The following is an 18718-nucleotide window of genomic DNA, read 5'->3' on the forward strand; positions in this document are numbered from 1 at the left end:
AGCCTGCCCGAATGGGCAGGCGCATAAGTCCGATGTTACGCCTGACGGCGCACAACACGGCAATCCCAGGGTGTCAACATCAGCGCACCACTAACGGACGCGGCCGACAGACAATCCTGGTAGCCTTGCGGCAGGGTAATCGTCTGTTGCTGGGCGCTAAAGTTCTGGATAAAGACAAACGTGTTTTCACCGTCGGTGCGGGCAGTCGCCACAACCCCCGGTGCTAAATCCTGCTCAACGGCGCGCGGCAGCGCCAGTTCGTCAATAATGCTGGCAAAGAAATCACGCTGGAATGCCAGGTCGTTGCGTGAAGCAACGTGCCACGCTTTACCTTTGCCGAACTGATTAACCGTCACCGCCGGGCGACCGGCGTAAAAATCATCCCGATAGATAGCTAACGGTTTTGCGCTCTCAGCATGAATCAGTTCACACAGATGACGTACCTGATACGGTCCCTGTAATCCAGCATCGTTACCCACCAGCCCCTGCACCAGATTGCGCTCATTATCGTCCAGACAGTCGATCTCTTCGGCCCAGACACCAATCAACTTACGCAGCGGGCCAGGGAACCCACCGAGGTAACAAAGATCGCTCTCGTTCACCACCCCGGTCCAGTAGGACGTGACCAGATGACCGCCCGCTGCGACAAACGCTTCGGCACGCCCGGCAAAGCCATCGCGCACCATATACAGCATCGGTGCGATCACCAGTTGATAGCGGCTCAGATCGACATCGGCGTCAACAATATCCACCGCGATGCCCTTTTCCCAGAACGGGCGGTAGTGTTCATTGACGGTTTTTTCGTACTCCAGCCCCTTATTGCGCGGACCTTCGGCATCATCCAGCGCCCAGCGATTTTGCTGGTCGAAGATGATCGCCACACGCGCATCGGTACGACAACCCATCACCGGCGTGAGTTTTTCGAGCATATCGCCAAGTGCACAAACTTCACGTCCGACACGCGTATCGAGATGACCAACATGATCGATAACAGCGCCGTGGAACTTCTCGACCGAACCACGACTTTTGCGCCACTGGAAGTACTGTACCGAATCCGCACCGTGCGCTACCGCTTGCAACGAGGACAAAATATGCATCCCCGGCTTTTTCACCTTGCTGGTTGGCTGCCAGTTAGTGACGCTCGGCGTTGACTCCATCAACACAAACGGCTTCCCCCCCTTCAGCGAGCGCATCATGTCATGGTACATCGCGGTGTAGCAGGCGAGCTGCGTTTCATCTTTGTCCCGGTGCCACATCGGGTAACTGTCCCAGGAGATAAAATCGAGCGCTGCCGCGAGCTGCCAGTAGTCGTAATCGTAGAAATACTCCATAAAGTTGGTGGTCACCGGCAGCTGTGCATTCGCTGCTTTCAATGGGGCGATTTCATGGCGGCAGAAATCGGTAACCTGCGCGGTATTAAAGCGACGCCAGTCGAGATTCAGACCGTGGACCGACGTTTCCCCCTGCGGCGACGGCGACTGAATTTGCGACCAGTCGGTGTAAGTGTGGCTCCAGAAATCGCTCCACCAGGCGTGGTTGAGGCTGTCCAGCGTCTGGTAACGGACTTTCAGCCAGTCACGGAATTTTTGCTGACACAAATCGCAGTGGCATTCACCGCCGTACTCGTTGGAAATATGCCAGCCGATCACCGCCGGATGCTGCGCATAGCGCTCAGCCAGCAGCGTATTGATTTTCAGTGTTTTTTCCCGGTATACCGGCGATGTCATGCAGTGGTTATGCCGACCACCGTGCAGCGCAGAGACGCGATCGCGCCCAACGCGCAGTACTTCCGGATATTTCTGCGACATCCAGGCAGGCCGTGCACCGCTCGGCGTGGCGAGAAAAATATGAATTCCCGCCGCATATAACCTCTCAATCACTGAATCCAGCCAGGCGAAATTAAATTCACCTTCACGAGGTTCCAGCTTTGACCAGCTGAATATCCCGACCGACATGACATTGCATTTTGCCTGTTTCATCATGGCAATATCGTTATCAATAATGTCGGGATAACTTTCCCATTGTTCAGGGTTATAGTCCGCGCCATGCAATAGCGAGACAACCTTCGGGCTTAAAGGCGCAAATTTATTCATATTAAACATCCTGAAATTTACAACACCAGAGTTAATTAAAGACTTTTACCGAGGGCAATACTTTTCCCTGACAATCAAACAGCGCCTGGTTTTCCCGCGCATTCCCTTCTTTCCACTTATCGTTAATATATTTCATTCCCGCCTGCGTCGCCCAGGTATTCCCAGGAATAGCAATCCAGGTTGGTTCCCAATAAAAAATACCTTTACCACGATGGTCCTGAACATTAATGACCGACTGCATTAAATCGTGGATATAGTCATATTGCCCCTGTACGGTGCCAGGATAACCGCCCGCTTTCTCTTCTTTTTGTTGGAAGCTGTTTTCTGCGTTATCGCAGTTGGCCAGCGTATAGCCATAAGCTGCTTCCACCACAATCACATCTTTGTTGTAGCGTTTGCTGATGTCGTCCATATTGGCCTGCAACGCGCTGATTGGCCCGTTCCAGTAGGTGTACATCGACAAACCAATCACATCGAACGGCACGTTGCGTTTGGTGATTTCATCAAACCACCAGCGGAAGGTGTCGTTTTTAGTGCCTTCGGCCAGGTGCAGCATAATCTTCACCTGTTCGCCGTTTTTCAGATTCTCCTTCAGTCCGCCAATGGCTGCATTGAGCAGCCCGGCCAGCCGGTCAAATTCACCGCCGCCCTGCCCCCAGCTTTTACCTTCTGGCCACAAAATGCCGGAGTTAATTTCATTACCGATTTGCACCATATCCGGCAGCACGCCTTCCTGTTTAAAGCGGGCGATGGTGTCGCGGGTATAGTCGTGGATCGCGGTTTTTAGCTGCGCGTAATCCATTTTTTCCCAGGCTTTCGGTTTGAATTGCTTGCCGGGGTCGGTCCAGAAATCACTGTAGTGGAAATCGAGCAGTAACTTCATGCCCTGCGCTTTGGCGCGTTTCGCCAGCGCGAGCGTGGTAGCCAGATCGTTATCACCACCACCGTATGCCTGGCCTTGCGCGTCTTTCGGATCAACCCACAAACGCAGGCGCACATAATTGACGCCGTTGGCTTTCAGGATGGCAAGTGCATCTTGCGGCTGGTTCGTGTCGTTATAAAACTTCGCCCCGTGCTTTTCGGCATCCAGCAATGTTGAGATATCTGCCCCTTTAATAAAGTCAGCAGGCATGCCACTGAACGCGCGCGTTTTTAACGCGTCGGCGGCAAAAGTGCTGGCGGACAAACTACAGAGACAAACAGCAAGCAGAGCGGGTGTAAATCTTTTCATGTGGTTATCCTTTGGTACTGCCGGAGGTCAGGCCGGAGACGAAATATTTTTGTAAGGCAAGGTAGAGAATGGCCACCGGTACGGCGATCAACACTGCACCCGCCGCATAAGTGGTGTAACTGGCACCCATTTTTTGCGCGACCAGGTTGTACAGACCAATCGGCAACGTATATTTGTCCGGGGTACGTAAAATGGTGCTTGAGAGGATGAAATCCCCCAGCGGCCCGGTAAAGGAGAACAGCGCGACCACCGCCAAAATCGGCTTCGACAACGGCATGATGATCTCAATAAAGATGCGGAAGTTGCTGGCACCATCCATGCGTGCAGATTCATCCAGATCGCGAGGAATGGCGTCGAGATAGCCTTTCATCAGATAGGTATTCATCGGGATCATCCCGGCAACGTAGATCAGCACCAGCGCCATATGGCTGTTGATCAACCCCAGTAATTGCGACAGCACGAAGATGGCGATCAGCGCAGAGAACTGCGGGATCATCTGCAACAGCAAAAACAGCATCAGGCCATTTTGGCGTCCCCTGAAACGGAAGCGCGAAAAGGCATACGCGGTAAAGCTGACGCTGATTAAGGTCAGTACCATCGTCAACAGGCTGATCTTCATCGAATTCCAGTACCAGGTCAGGTAGTTCACCTGGCCGTTAAACAGATCGGCATAGTGTTGGAATGAGAGGTTCTCTGGGATGATTGACGTGCTGAGCAGACTGTTACCGGCATTCAGTGAGGCACCGACCGTCCACACCAACGGGTAGATAATGATCAGCGATACCAGCACGATAACCAGCCAGGAGAGGGTCAGGCGGATCCACTTTTCGCGGCGGATACTTTGTGATTTAGCCATTTTTCTTCCCTTATGCCATGTCATCGTTTTTAAAGGATTTCGTGGCACGGAACTGCCACAGCGCCAGGCCAACGACAAAGATCGACAGCAAAATGGTGATGGTCGCGGCAATCGCGTATTGCGACGAGGACATCGTCAACTTGTAGATCCACGACACCAGGATATCGGTACCACCCGCGTTTGCACCCGCCACCGCCGGGCCGCCGTTGTTAAACAGGTAGATGATGTTGAAATTATTAAAGTTGAAGGTGTACTGGGTGATAATGATCGGCGCAATTGAGTAGAGCACCAGCGGCAGCGTAATCGTACGCAGCCGGGTCCAGGTATTAGCACCGTCCATCTTCGCCGCCTCATACAGATCATCAGGAATGGCCTGCAACACGCCGGTGGTCATGGCAAAGACAAACGGAAAACCGAGCCAGGTTTGCATCATGATCAGCGCAGTTTTCGTCCAGAAGGGATCGGTGAGCCACGCTTTCGGCGCAATGCCGAAGAAAGCAAGAATGGCGTTGTTAATCACGCCGAACGAGTCGTTAAACATCCCGGCAAAGACCAAAATGGTGACAAAGCCCGGCACCGCCCACGGCAAAATAAAAATGGTGCGCACCAGCGGTTTAAAGGGCAGATCTTTCTGGTTCACCAGAATCGCCAGCAGTACGCCAACCGTGCATTGCAAGGTGGTTGCCAGCAGCGTCCAGACCACCGTCCACTGCAACACCTCAAGGAATGTTGAACGCCAGATCGAAAGGGTAAAGATATTGACGAAATTCTTTAATCCCACCCAGTCCACCAGCTTTGCGGGCGGCGTGTGGTAGAGGTTGTAATTGGTGAACGCGATGGCGAAACCGAACAGGATCGGGAAAATCACCACAAACACCAGCAGAATGAAGCCGGGCGTGATCATCAGATAGGGAAACCCGTCGCTGAGCAGCATCTGATATTGCTTGCGCACGCTGTTGAGCGGCTTACCCTCGTCGCGCTTTTTGCCGTTGATCCACGCATCGCGCAGCGACAGGTACCAGACCATCACGCCAAATGCGATGATCAGTACGCTGATGATGCCTTCCGCCAGCAAAAAGATTGAGTTATCACGCGGCACCTCTTCGCCCAGGGTATATAACCCCCAAAGCCCTTCGCGCAGAAAATCATAGAAAATGCCGGTGAAACTGCTCAGCAATACAAGGAAGAGAAGGCCTTTTAGCCACTGACGGTGATAGAACTGACCAAAGCCCGGCACAATGGCCAGCAGCAGCCCGCACCACGCATGACGACCTGCACTTTGCGTTTTGGCAAAATTCTCGCTGGGACTGATAATCACGTACGACTCCTTTTCGACAACGGGAGGTTGCCCTCCCGTTTTGCTACAACAAGCGGTTACTGGTTGCTGGCCTGCATGGCTTCAACTTGCATATGGATCTGTTGGGTGGCGGCATCGAGCGCGGCCTGCGGTTCCTGCTTACCGGTCAGGCTTAACTCCAGCGCCGCATTTGCCGGTCCCCAGACTTCACCCATCTCCGGTATGCCTGGCATCGCGGTTGCACGCGCTGCCTGCACCGCTACCGCACTGGCTTTCTCGTCGTTTTTGATTACCGGATCGTCAATCATCGCTTTCTGTGCCGGGATTTCGCGGGTGGCGATATAGCGCGTTTTCACGTACTGCGGCTGGTTGATAAATTCGATAAATTGCTGCGCCAGTTGCTTGTCTTTACTCCAGGTGGAGACGACATAGCCTTTCACACCGAGGAAGGAACTCATCGGCTTGCCATCTGGCAGGTTTGGCAACGGCACCACGCCGTAGTTAATACCGGCGGCTTCATACGGCTGGAAAGCCCACGGGCCGTTAATCACCGCTGCGGCTTTTTTCTCGGTAAACAGTGAATCGATGGCATTCAGCCCGTTATCACCGAGGATCCCCGACGGAAAGACCCCTTCGCTGTAGAATTTTTTCAGGAAAGTGACCGCTTCGACCGCGCCCGGTTTATTCAGGCCGATATCCTGCGGGTTATAGCCACCTTTGTCGTTTTTGCCGAACAGGTAGCCGCCCATGGGACCGATAGCGCCCCAGCTGTAGTAGATTTGGTCAAATTTGGCCAACAGACCGTATTTGTTCTGCTCACGCTGTGTTTTCGAGTAGTCAAGCCACTCCGGCAGGCTTTGCAGCGGCTTGTCGATCAGATCTTTGTTGTAAATCAGCACCAGCGTTTCTACCGCTTTCGGCACGCCATACAGCGTGTTATCCAGACGAAAAGCGTTGATGGAGGCTGGTGTAAACGCGTCAACCTGTTCTTTGTCCAGCTTCAGGGGGGTCAGCAGCCCCTGCACCACCGCACCACCCAACTGGTCATTGGGGATAACCAGCACATCCGGACCGATCCCTGCCGGACCATCAAGGCGTAATTTTTCCAGTTGCTGTGCGTAGGGCATCTCCTGCATGTTCACTTTAACGTCGTACTTTTTCTCAAAATCTTTGACGGCATCCTGAATACCGACGGACTTTTTGATGTCTTCCCAGACGTTAAGCTGCTTTGTTGCCGCATGCGCCGACAGGCTAATAAGCTGGCCAGCAGCCAGTGCAGAGAGGATCAGTGCGGTAAGTGTTCTCTTTTTCATTATCACCCCATGTCAAGGTATAACATTTTAGTGGTTTTTATGGTGTAACGTCTGATGAGGCAGTGCAAAGAACATCAGATATTACCGGACCTGAAACGCATTAATGCGTCTTATTGAATTTGTTATACGCTACGCTTGAGCGGTGAATAAAACGAGAATTAACTGTCAGTTGTGTGACATATGCAACAGAAATGGAAAATCGATATAGGGCATGAAAAGACTGGAAGTTATAGTCTGAGCATGAATTTTCGCGGTTGAGCAGCCTTGCCACCTGATTGTTATACGTAAAACAAAACACTCGGCAGCACGCTGATCGCAGTACATAACGGTTACTAATTTCGGGGAACGTTGATGTCCAATATACGACTGAGGAATGTCACCAAGCGGTTTGGCGATACGGTGACGCTGCACAATGTGAATCTGTCGATTGAAGATGGCGAGTTTGCGGTGTTTGTCGGCCCGTCCGGCTGCGGAAAATCGACCATGTTGCGTATGATTGCTGGTCTGGAAGAAGTGAGCGAAGGGGAAGTACTGATTGGCGACGAGGTGATGAATGATATCTCGCCTGCCCATCGCGGCGTTTCGATGGTGTTCCAGTCTTACGCGCTCTATCCACATATGACCGTGGCGGAAAATATAGGCTACGGACTGAAGGTGAACAAAGTCCCTAAGGAGGAGATCCGTCGTCAGGTAGATATGGTCGCCAGGACGTTACAGCTTAGCCATCTGCTGGACAGAAAACCGAAACAGCTCTCCGGCGGTCAGCGCCAGCGCGTGGCAATTGGTCGCGCGATTGTGCGTAACCCGCGCGTTTTTATGTTTGATGAGCCCCTCTCCAACCTCGATGCCGAGCTGCGCGTCGAGATGCGCCTGCATATCGCCCGTCTGCACCAGGAACTGAAAACCACCATGGTGTATGTCACCCACGACCAGGTGGAAGCGATGACGCTAGCCGATAAAATCGTGGTGATGAACGACGGCAATGTCGAGCAGATGGGTTCGCCGATGGAACTCTATTACAACCCGAAAAACAGGTTTGTCGCCGGGTTTATCGGTTCGCCGAAAATGAATTTCCTGCCTGCGACAGTGAAAGCGTGGCAGCCGGGCGAGCTGACGGTGATGCTGGCACAGGGGCAACAGTTAACGCTGGCCATCAACACGTCGCGCCTTGAGCCTGGTGTAGCAGTCACACTGGGGATCCGCCCGGAACATCTCTCTACGGATGCCACGCGCGGTACGCAACTGGCGTTCCAGTGTGAAGTCGTGGAGCGACTCGGCAACAATACCTCGCTGTTCGGCCAGTGCTATGGTCACGACAACATCAAAATCCTGCTGCCTGGCGATGTACGTTTTCGCCCGTGGCAAAAAATCACGCTCGCTTTTGATAGCCAGAACTGCATGATTTTTGACGATCAGGAGCAGCGTGTCAGTTCAGAAATCACCCTGCCAAATGATGCGTAAACAAGAACCTGATGTCCGCAGGAAAGAGCGGCTGAGCGTCTGCACGCGGTCAGTCATCCGTTTTCGCGAACCCGGAGTTTCATCATGAGTCTGAAAGAAAAAACACAATTCCTGTTTACCGAAAAATTTGGCTACCCTGCCACACATACTATCCAGGCTCCGGGGCGCGTAAACCTGATCGGCGAACATACCGATTATAACGATGGTTTTGTACTGCCCTGCGCCATCGATTACCAGACAGTTATCAGTTGTGCACCGCGCCCGGACCGGACCGTGCGCGTTATCGCCGCCGATTACGACAACCAGCAGGATGAATTCTCGCTGGACGCCCCAATCGTGAGCCACGATACCCAGCAGTGGTCAAACTACGTGCGTGGTGTAGTGAAACATCTGCAAAAGCGTAACAAGAACTTTGACGGCGCGGATTTGGTGGTCAGCGGCAACGTTCCACAGGGCGCGGGCCTAAGCTCATCCGCCTCGCTGGAAGTGGCCATCGGTACTGTTTTCAGGCAGTTGTACCATCTCCCGCTTGACGGCACACAAATCGCCCTGAACGGACAGGAAGCAGAAAACAAGTTTGTTGGCTGCCACTGCGGCATTATGGACCAGCTGATCTCCGCGCTGGGTAAAAAAGGCAGCGCGCTGCTGATCGACTGCCGTTCACTGGACAACAAGGCGGTCTCCATGCCGGACGATGTCGCCATCATCATCATTAACAGCAACTTTAAACGCACACTGGTGAGTAGCGAGTACAACACCCGCCGCGAGCAGTGTGAGGCCGGTGCACGCTTCTTCCAGGTAAAAGCACTGCGCGACGTGAGTATCGAACGGTTTAACGCGGTCGCCCATGAGCTGGATCCGGTGGTGGCTAAACGCGTTCGTCACGTATTAACCGAAAACGCCCGTACGGTTGAAGCCGCCTGTGCGCTGGAAAAAGGTGACTTGCAACGCATCAGCGTACTTATGGCGGAATCTCATGCCTCGATGCGCGATGACTTTGAAATCACCGTGCCACAAATCGACACGCTGGTAGAGATTGTCAAAGCGACCATCGGTGAGAAAGGTGGCGTGCGGATGACCGGCGGCGGATTTGGTGGCTGCATCGTCGCACTGGTTCCCGAAGCACTGGTGCCAGCCGTGAAAGCCGCAGTGGAATCACAATACGAAGCGAAAACCGGCATTAAAGAAACCTTCTATGTAAGCAAGGCTTTTGCAGGGGCGGGGTTGAGCTAATACATACATCAACGCACCACCCTTGCCGTACAGGCTGGTGCGCTGCGTGGCATCCGCCGTTTCGCGCGGGCACTGACGGCAGCCTCGAAATCGGCATTATCCGGGGTAGCAGGATACATTCTATGCCAGCATTCATTGACATTCTCTCCCTCATTGCCACCCCATCCGCTTCATTTACTCCTCGAAAATCTTTGGTCAGGTATTGTTATGACCCTATTAGCAGGGAGTTTTTTGTCAAGCTTATATTGGCGATCAAGAACCCCCTGGTTATGCTGTCTGATCATATGACCCGCGCTTCGAGGTGGCATTTTTCGCGCACTCTGCCAGCTTCCGCAGCTTATCCACCGTGAACTCAGCCAGTTCTCGGTTGCCGCCATGGCTGAAGAACACCGCAGCATTCGGTAACGCCGCCTACATATCCGTCAGCACCGCAGACATTTCATACACCGACGCCGCAGCCGCAGTGACATGCGGGCGGAGACTTTCCTCCCTGACCAGGACGTTCGCCATTTTGAAGTTAAAGCACAGTTCTGTTAACGCGTCGGCTGCGTAACGATTGGCATCCTGTGCCGCCGAGAGTCTGCCCGGCTTCGTCGACAGCTCCGGTGCACTGCCGATCGCCGTCAGTGCGTTCTTTGCCTGATTCAGTGCTGTTCCGATCTCCTGGCAGGCGCCTTTAAAAGGCTCATGGTGTTCTTGCAGGGCCGCTTTGAAGGCAGCATCCAGTCGTAATCGCTATCCCCGTATGATGCTTCAATGGCCCCGTTCATCGTGTCAGTGGCCTGCTTCAGGGCTGTCTCCGATGCATTCAGGGCGACGTAGACTTCCGCTGCCTGCTCAGCAATACCTGATGCTCTCAGCTGTGTTTTATTCAGCAGGGCCGCCTGTGCAGTTTGCAGTGCACCGGCAAGCACGGAGGCTGCACTCACCACTTTACGGGTAGTCAGCTTCTGTTCCCCCGTCTCCATCGGAACCGTCCGCCCCGAATCATTCGGCGTCAGCGCCCGGACTATGCCATTTAATGCCTTTGCTGCATCACCCGCGGCCGCTTTCACCTGTTTCTGCAGTCTGGCCTTCTGCGCGGACAGGCTTTGTATTGCCTTTGCCGACTCAATCGCCGTCACATGCTCCCTGCTAGTCCCGAGCGTGCGGAATTCCTGCAACATCTATTTCTGGTCTTTCCAGTTGCTGACGATTTTCTGGATCATTTCTTCAGCGGACTCAGGGCTTAAGTCAGGCCGGATCTTTTCGCTGCTTTCTGCGCGCTTCTGTTTCAGCATCTCTTTAAAATCGCGATATCTCTGCGCATCGGCATAGGATGCTTTTCCACAGCGTTCAACCCCGGGGTTGTCCAGCCTGTCTGTAAACCAGACATATCGCGCTGCGTCAACGGCATTGGCAGCATTTTCTCCCCACAGTGCTTCAATGTCGGTCGCTATCACGTCACAGTAGACGGAATCAATTGCCCAGAGCTGCGCGAACTTGTGTGTATCTAACAGGTGCAGCGACTGCAGCGGGATAGCCCTGCCGCTTTTTGGGTCAAGCAGTTCCAGGCCGGACTTACGCTCCAGTGGTTTTCCCAGTTCCGGTTCACTTTCTATGATATGGGCCAGGGCGCTGTTGATGTAGGCATCCCGGGTCCAGTCATGTCTGACGTCAGCGGACTTCATCAGGCACCAGTTCAGCGTTATAATTTCCGGGGCGAACGCTTCATAGCCTCAGCTGCTGAATTCGCGCTGGTGGGTTTAGCCTAGGCTTTTAACATGACTGGCTGGGTGTCATTTGAATTCGTTGTCAACGTATTGGCGTTGCGAAGATTATTGATAGCCATATATTCCACCTGGTGTAAATCAAAGTAATTAATCAGGCGGAAGGATAATTTTTTTCCGTGTGCGGCTTTCTTAGAAGGGAAGAAACTATTTTTTTGTGCCATGTTACGTAAAGCTGCCTCAGACTCCACCAAGGCAATTAAGAATATTGACTATTCGCAGGAGAGAAATCTCAAAAATGGAGACTTTAGAAAGGGCAATAACTATCGGTTTTGTTACACCGGATAGCCCAATATCCAATTTGGTACACAAAATAAGAAATGGCTGGAGAATTTCTTCAACCAGCCATAAAAACCGCTAACTGTCCGACATGAGCAAATACCGCTCATGTCGGTTGTTTTACCAGGCGGTGATCCCGGTCCCTTTATACACCTGGTCAAACACCTTCTTCACGGCATCATTCTGATACGACGCCACCAGCGTTTTCACCCATGGCACGTTGACGTTCTCTTTTTTCACAGCAATAAAGTTGTTATAGGGATTATTTTTTATCCCTTCCTGAGCGATGCGCTCCTGCTTTGTCAGGCCACTTTTCAGCGCCCAATCGGTATTCACGATCGCGGCATCTAAATCCGGTACGGAACGACCAATAATGCCCGCATCCAGCTCTTTGATTTGAATATGCCTTGGGTTGTCAATGATATCAGCAGTAGTCGCCAAAATACCTGCGCCCGGTTTCAGTTTTAGCACGCCTTCCCGTTGCAATAAGTTCAGACCACGCGCTTCGTTAGCCGGATCATTAGGGACACCGATCACCGCACCCGATTTTAAATCAGCCACTGATTTGACCTTTTTCGAGTAAAGACCGATCGGCCATACGGCAGTATCACCGACACGCACGATATCGTAGTGATTAACTTTAATCTGATTATCAAGGAACGGCTGGTGCTGAAACGCATTGGCATCCACCTCACCTTTTTGCAGCGCTTCATTCGGCTGGTTGTAATCGTTAAACACCACGGTTTTAACCGTCAACCCTTTGCTGGCAGCTTGTTTTACCACTTCGCGCCAGACATCTTCGTCCTCACCACTCATAATACCGACTTTAACTGCGGTTTTATCTGCAGCATGTACCGTTCTCAGCGGTGACAGTAAAACCATTGCCAGCAGGACAGCGCCTGTGGTCGCGAATAAAAGTGGCATAGTTTTATTTTTGGCATAAGCCAGGCGTATGAGCATAAGTTATCCCCAAATGATATAGGTCATTAATTATTCACTGTCGTGATGACAGATAGCGGCAGTATACGGAGTTGACCGGATTTTTATTATGATTTATCTGGCAATGTAATTTATAAAATAAACAATAGATGAAACGCTGATGCACTTAATTATAAGTGCATCAGCGAAATCATCCTTCACAGATTATTACCCATGCGCTGCCGCAGGATAAGTAAAGAAAAGCAGGTGAAGAATATTGAGTCCGGCATGAAAAAGTACCGCCACCCACAGCCGCCCGCTCCACATCCAGGCCAGCCCATAAATAACACCTGCTAGAGCCGCAAAGACAACCAGCATAATCCCCCCGGCCAGATGCATTGCGCCAAAACTCAGTGCCGCGATAAACAATGCCAGAACCGAATGCATAAAACCGGACAGACGCTGCTGCAGGTAGCCGCAGAACATCGCTTCTTCAGCCAGTGAGACGAAAAAGATGTTCGCAAAGATAAACTTGAATAACCAGTGTGGTGCATGGCTTTCCGGCTTTAACCCCCCGAGCAAAACTGCCACCAGCAATAGCGCGGGAACAGCGGCAACCAGCAACAACCACTGCCACTTAGCGGGCTTATCAGACGTCGCCGAGACAAAGAGAGATCGCATTGCTATAAGCAACACAAACAGCAGCAATGCCTTGTCAAAATTGTAATACATCGAGAACGGTGTACTTTCAGGTCCGGCGCTGGCATGGTCGATAACTTTTACGTTATGAAATCCGAATACCCAATGGATCATCAGGCCACAGGCGAATGCCAAAACCAGCAACTCCGTTGCCAGCAGCACAATGTTGTTATCACCAAACCGCAACCGGACATACCCCATTAACAGGAGTGCCACTAGAAAAAGCAATGCCAACCAGTCGAGAACACCAGAAACCGCTGCGGCAATGACCGTTACCAACAGCAGCCCCACAGCTGCTTTTTTACTGAACTGCAATAACACCAACGCTAACGCCAGCGATATCCACATCGTCTGTTCTTATCAACTTATGTGTCCTGTAACAGCACGATGAGCGTTACATCACATAAGCAATTAGAAATTGAATATATTCAATTTTTGTGACGCACATCAGACCTAAATCATAATTACAAGGCAAACATCCATAAGATGTATCTTATTTTTCAAATTTACCCTTATTGTGTACTTCCGCATTGAAAACTGGTGTGACATCTTATCAGGACCCTTCATTACTTCATGAAAAGGTATAAAAAATGAACACCAGAACCTGGTACCTCAGCATTTCAAAAGATAGTGCTGGCTATCACACCTTACATAAAAACACCTATCACTTACGTAACAATAGTGAAGAGATGATTCTCATTGGTTGCTATGACCAGGAGGTTATTGCGCATGAGGTCACAAGCAACAACTTCGGTAAGGTCAGACCTTGCATCATTTGTATTCAGCACTATGCCATCCATAAAGATGTAAACGGACCGTTAAATTCGATGCTGAGGTAAGATCATGGAAAAATCAGCCTTCTACTATCTTGATAGCAACATTCTCCATACCAGAGAATGCCCGTATGTCGTCAAAGGTGTCTGTCATTTCCTAGGATCGGCTTACAGTAAGACCCAAGCGATGTCTATCGCGAGGCAGCGTCATAAAAATGTCCGTTATTGCAAACAGTGCTGTACCCATGAATGGCTCCGAAGCCTTGATGTTGCCTCATAATTCATCACCTCGATCTGTATCATCCAAATCGGGTACACCTGGAATACATGACCTAACCTGGGACGGAATGCCGTCCCTTCTGACCGGCAATATTTATATTCCTTCTGCTTTAATATGAAATATGATGAATTTATCATCTGAGGTTTCTTTCTTAACCTAAGAAATTACTGATTAGATAAGTCAGCACTTCTATTTAACCTTGAGAAATACTCAATATAATTGTTGGGTAATCACTTTTGCATTACACCATCAAATATACAACTAAAAATTTATCAGCAGAAAAATGAATCTCATTACCATACATTTAATTTAATAAAAACCTCTCCCACAATAATAAGGAAGAATGACATGAGTCTTTACAATGCCGAAAGGGCAACGGCGATTGACAGAAGTCGTTAGCGAAATACTGACACCGTGTGGATGTTAAGTTTATACGGCAAAGCCATTGCCGCGGGTGTTCTTTTTTACTAATCAATGCGGGTCTTGGCTGGATGATACAGTTAATACTGAGGACGTTAATCGCATTCCCTCTGACTTTCTATTCTCATCGTGGGATGACCTGTTTCGTATTATCCGGCAGTCAACCACAAAGGGTATACCGCATTTACCACCTTAACCACTTGAGCGTAAGACACACACGACGCCGTAAAGGGATGGCGAACGGGCGGTTTCCGCTTCTTCGCACGGATGCACCAAACCTGAGCTGGTCGATGGACTTCGTCATTGAGGCACTTGCCTCCGGTCGCATGATCACGGGCCTTTGAGCATGGCGTGGAACTGCGATTTATCCATCCGGGCAAGCCGACGCAGAAGGGATTTATTGAGATTTATAATGGACGATTTAGATATGAGTGCCTGAATGATCACTGGTTCAGCTATATTGATCAGGGCGGTAAAACGATTATTATCATTCGATAGTCTCTTAACCCAAGACTACAAGTGAATATTTGTGTGTTTCATTATACGTATTATGCTATATAAATATAAACTTATTAAAAATTGGAAAGCAATGACTTCTATTTACTGATTGTACAAATTAAATCCTCAATCAATAAAAACTGACACACCATATTTTTTCATATTAGTTATTTTAAATTAATTGATAAATTATAAGATCTATTTTAGAGAAGTTGCTTACATGAGGTTTGGGAAATCTTCACTCCTACTCTTAGCTCATGATCATATATCAACTTTAGTTGTCTTTATTCTCATATTATCCGTTTGTTCTAGTGTAGACTTACTCTGACGATATTCATCCTCCTATTTATTTGCAGCATAACGTCTTATTCTTAATTTTACGCATTATTCTTTACGCTGCAAGTACGAACCAGTACTCCACACCTCTTGGTTATGATTCCTTCTTATTCATGTACCTGCATTTTAAGCAGTTAATAATTCGTATTGGTATTCATTTATTCGTTTTTTATTTTGTGGTGAGATTTTACGTGTTTTGAATTGCTAATTCGTTAAGAATGGAAAAACACAAGAAGATTTTTTGTTTTTGTATTGCTTCGAAATTAATATTTCTTCGATATTTTTTAGTTTTGAGCAAATCACTACTATATTTACTAGTATTGATGTTCAACTCAATATTGGCAGATCTGGTTATAAAATCTCTCTGATAATCCCTACTCTTTCCCATCCTGCATGCCTTGATGGTTATTGTTCGATTCAAACTACACTTTATGTGGTATAACGCATTGAAATTTTCACCTTACTGCTAGCGCGCTAACTCATTGAAAAATAATCTTAAAGCTTTCTTTTTTCATCCTGAAAACTCCAGTTTATAGTGTTTTCCATTCTAAATCAGAAACCTTGTGAAATTATGATCACCTCGTTTTAAACCTCTCTTATTTCTCTCTAATACCTATGCGTTGGTATTAAGTTAATAAAAATGAATTAGGATTTTAGTTCTTCTTTTGGTCACCGCTGAGATTTCATTTTTTTTATTTTGAACATCAATTTTGCAATCTCTTTATGTCCTTATTTAATAATTTAGTTGTTCAAATACACGCAAAGTACAATGATGAATATTCTCTATTCTAATTAATTAAATTAGAGTCACTGTGTCACAATATATTCAGCTACGAATAATGAAAGTTTATATTTCATATATACAGAAATATGAAATCATATTTTCTTTTTTAAAAACTTGAAACTCATAAGTTTCACAAATAGTATTTGTTTTCCAAACTAACGTACCCTATGTACACTCTCATTTTCTATTTATCCATTATTCATTACAGCCTTTTGCTAAGTTTTTGGTTATCCTCCCTTCCATTTAAACAGATACTGATTGGTTCCAGTTTTAACCGCTTGGACAGAGATTGCATTTGTTATTTAAGCTGTTGCGCTACCCGGTTAAGAGGGTCTTCACCATCTATGACTCATCATAAGATACTGAATATAAGGAAGAAAGTTATAATTTTCAGCCTGAAAACTTCCAAAGGGCGTGTCTCATGTAAATGGAATAATGCCCACTATTGCACATCTTATGAAAAAAGGTATTTTGCTTTTTTATAGTATCTAAAGTAAATGTTTGTTTACCATCCTTTTAATTGGTGAAATGTAATTAAAAATATAAAAAATTGGTTTCCTCCTGAGCTGATATGCACAATGCTTAAAATTATACTAGTCGTTGTTTTTTACTGAAGATATGAGAAAGCTAAAAAATTTATTTTCTATATGAAGTACAAAAACATTTGTCAATTGAGATTTAACAGTCCCTATACGCTCGTTGGCTGATATCTCGTTTTTTAATTGAGCATGTTTATAAAAGCCACTAAAATTTGGATTTTTTCGACTTAATAAATTTATTTTTTATGTTTGTCTTTTATGCAGACATGCACATGTTTGAGAGATATTATCCAAAACTTGTTTGAATATAATGTTTCTATTCCCTATCGTATATAAATGTTTATCAATATCCTATATTTCCCTCTCTTAAAATGTTTATCTAAATCTATATTCTTGATTAATATGTTAATATTTGGTCTATAAATCTTAATTGAAAAAAAACACCAATTCTTTAATAGCTATGCCTTTAAATTACGAACATACCTTTTGAACTAGCGATATTGACATTCAAATATTTAGATTTGAATGTAGAAATGATTTTTTGCGCTTCTGAGTAAATTCAACTTCTTGAAATTCGCAACCATTATATTGCAATAAGTATAATGATTTCGTTTTTTGGTAGAGTAGATTGACGTAAATGTCATATAAATAGGTTAGTTATTTATCGATATTATTACTATTGAACAACTGCAGTCACCATCTGAGAATTGTGTTGGATCGCTTGTAACTCAAATTTATTCAATTTGAAATGTAATTTTTATATAAACCTTATCGGCTGAACTTCAAGAGATTTGAGCTAACTCCATTATTGAATCAATATAACTTATTGATTTATATCTATATTTTGACAATTTTCAGCCTGAAAACACCATCGGTGAACTGATAAAATTGAATTAAAAAAGCATCTATTTGAATACAAAAAATAAAAAGTAATTTTAACTTCTAAACAGCTTCGTTTTAAAAAGAACAAATTCATATACGTTGGTAACAAAGTATCGCGTGTGTGACTATTTGGGATGAAAATCTTATAGTTTAACGATAATAAAATAACATCCAGAAAGAAAGCTGGAGCATCATATTGATTTGCTTTACCAAAAGTATTCATTTTGGCCTGAATTGCAATTCAATTGTCCGATGTTTGTTTGCAAATCAATCATATTTGGCTATTACTATTTAGTAGGTTTACACAGCCATAAATCTAAATAATGATAATTAAGGTTACGTTTAATACTTCAGACATCAAATCAACTATTTATTTCTCGATTTAAAATCTAATTACTAGGCTTACGCTCTGGTGAGATCTAAAATACACGTTATCTTAACCGAAGCTTAGAATTATTATCCAATAATTGAATTATATAACTAGGAAAAACAGTAACTGATGATAAAAATGAGCTTACTAATATGCAATTTAGAGAAAAATAGTATTCCAAATAATGCAGAGGGAAGGGATTTATCATGAGAAGACCATTTTATTTTTAATGCTAATGGCTTTAAATCCACCTGAGAATACTATTGTGCTGACATGATGATTCTCTTTTCTAAGTCTAATATTGTTCCTGAATATCTTTTTAGATTGACTGATAAAAAGTTGATTAGATTTAAATGTTACAGTGTAACATTAAAAAATGTTAATTATCATATAGTTATAATTAACTAGATTGCTTTTCACACCTAGTATTTAAAAATTTGAATTCGTATTCAATTATCAATTTTTGGAGGTTTTTTAAACAAATAAAGATGTACTGAAAAACCTAAATAGGACAAGGTTAAAAATCGAGGCATGGATGAGTTTTGATTGCATTTTTACCCATTATCCACAGGATAGATCTAATGAATTGGATCTTATATTGATCTAATAAGGATCTTATATATGATCTTTATAAAGATCTTAAAGATCTAAGCATCAGAAAGTTTATATTTATCATGTGGTTAAAGC

General features: G+C 46.7%; 11 protein-coding genes and 2 pseudogenes. 4 read left to right on the forward strand and 9 right to left on the reverse strand.

Annotation, left to right across the window (positions count from 1 at the left end; genetic code table 11):
* Nucleotides 1–35 precede the first annotated feature (35 nt).
* From AC6I8X_RS28300 to AC6I8X_RS28320, 5 genes are read right to left on the reverse strand one after another with little or no spacing between them, the layout of a single operon-like run.
* On the reverse strand, nucleotides 36–2093 hold the full coding sequence (locus tag AC6I8X_RS28300) for a beta-galactosidase (protein ID WP_497842009.1): 2058 nt from the start codon (nucleotides 2091–2093) through the stop codon (nucleotides 36–38).
* Between the two features lie 31 nt (nucleotides 2094–2124).
* Nucleotides 2125–3324 (reverse strand): glycoside hydrolase family 53 protein, encoded by a 1200-nt coding sequence (locus AC6I8X_RS28305; RefSeq protein ID WP_299456385.1) that lies wholly within the window; start codon nucleotides 3322–3324, stop codon nucleotides 2125–2127.
* Between the two features lie 4 nt (nucleotides 3325–3328).
* Entirely contained in the window at nucleotides 3329–4180 is an 852-nt protein-coding gene (locus AC6I8X_RS28310; protein ID WP_299456387.1) for a sugar ABC transporter permease, read from the reverse strand.
* Nucleotides 4181–4190: 10 nt separating this feature from the next.
* Nucleotides 4191–5498 carry a carbohydrate ABC transporter permease gene (locus AC6I8X_RS28315; protein WP_299456389.1) on the reverse strand — a complete coding sequence of 436 codons (1308 nt, stop codon included), beginning with the start codon at nucleotides 5496–5498 and terminating at the stop codon, nucleotides 4191–4193.
* Nucleotides 5499–5554: 56 nt separating this feature from the next.
* A complete protein-coding gene (locus AC6I8X_RS28320) occupies nucleotides 5555–6790 on the reverse strand; it encodes an extracellular solute-binding protein (protein ID WP_299456391.1) in 1236 nt (411 codons plus the stop codon).
* A gap of 351 nt (nucleotides 6791–7141) precedes the next feature.
* Here AC6I8X_RS28320 and AC6I8X_RS28325 point away from each other — a divergent pair, with 351 nt between their 5' ends.
* Entirely contained in the window at nucleotides 7142–8251 is a 1110-nt protein-coding gene (locus AC6I8X_RS28325) for an ABC transporter ATP-binding protein (protein ID WP_299456393.1), read from the forward strand.
* A gap of 84 nt (nucleotides 8252–8335) precedes the next feature.
* Nucleotides 8336–9484: a galactokinase gene (gene galK, locus AC6I8X_RS28330; protein ID WP_299456395.1), complete on the forward strand. Its 1149-nt coding sequence runs from the start codon at nucleotides 8336–8338 to the stop codon at nucleotides 9482–9484.
* A 644-nt stretch (nucleotides 9485–10128) separates the two neighbouring features.
* Here the strand turns inward: galK and AC6I8X_RS28335 are convergent.
* From AC6I8X_RS28335 to AC6I8X_RS28350, 4 genes are all read right to left on the reverse strand, one after another.
* Nucleotides 10129–10650 (reverse strand): hypothetical protein, encoded by a 522-nt coding sequence (locus AC6I8X_RS28335; protein WP_299456397.1) that lies wholly within the window; start codon nucleotides 10648–10650, stop codon nucleotides 10129–10131.
* Nucleotides 10651–11154, reverse strand: coding sequence for a hypothetical protein (locus AC6I8X_RS28340; RefSeq protein ID WP_299456399.1), 504 nt, complete (start codon nucleotides 11152–11154; stop codon nucleotides 10651–10653). It abuts the gene before it with no gap.
* Nucleotides 11155–11652: 498 nt separating this feature from the next.
* Nucleotides 11653–12492, reverse strand: a complete 840-nt coding sequence (locus AC6I8X_RS28345) for a MetQ/NlpA family ABC transporter substrate-binding protein (protein WP_299456401.1) — start codon at nucleotides 12490–12492, stop codon at nucleotides 11653–11655.
* A gap of 186 nt (nucleotides 12493–12678) precedes the next feature.
* The gene (locus tag AC6I8X_RS28350; protein ID WP_299456403.1) at nucleotides 12679–13497 is read right to left on the reverse strand and encodes a CPBP family intramembrane glutamic endopeptidase; all 819 of its coding nucleotides are present in this window, start codon (nucleotides 13495–13497) and stop codon (nucleotides 12679–12681) included.
* A gap of 1119 nt (nucleotides 13498–14616) precedes the next feature.
* On the opposite strand from AC6I8X_RS28350, the pseudogene AC6I8X_RS28355 reads away from it, so the two are divergent.
* Both AC6I8X_RS28355 and AC6I8X_RS28360 read left to right on the forward strand, forming a co-directional pair.
* Nucleotides 14617–14789 (forward strand): annotated as a pseudogene (locus AC6I8X_RS28355) (HAAAP family serine/threonine permease); the annotation flags it as partial.
* Nucleotides 14790–15105 (forward strand): annotated as a pseudogene (locus tag AC6I8X_RS28360) (integrase core domain-containing protein); the annotation flags it as partial.
* Nucleotides 15106–18718: the final 3613 nt, after the last annotated feature.

Source organism: Pantoea sp. X-Soil-TKNS-1280 (assembly GCF_059730475.1).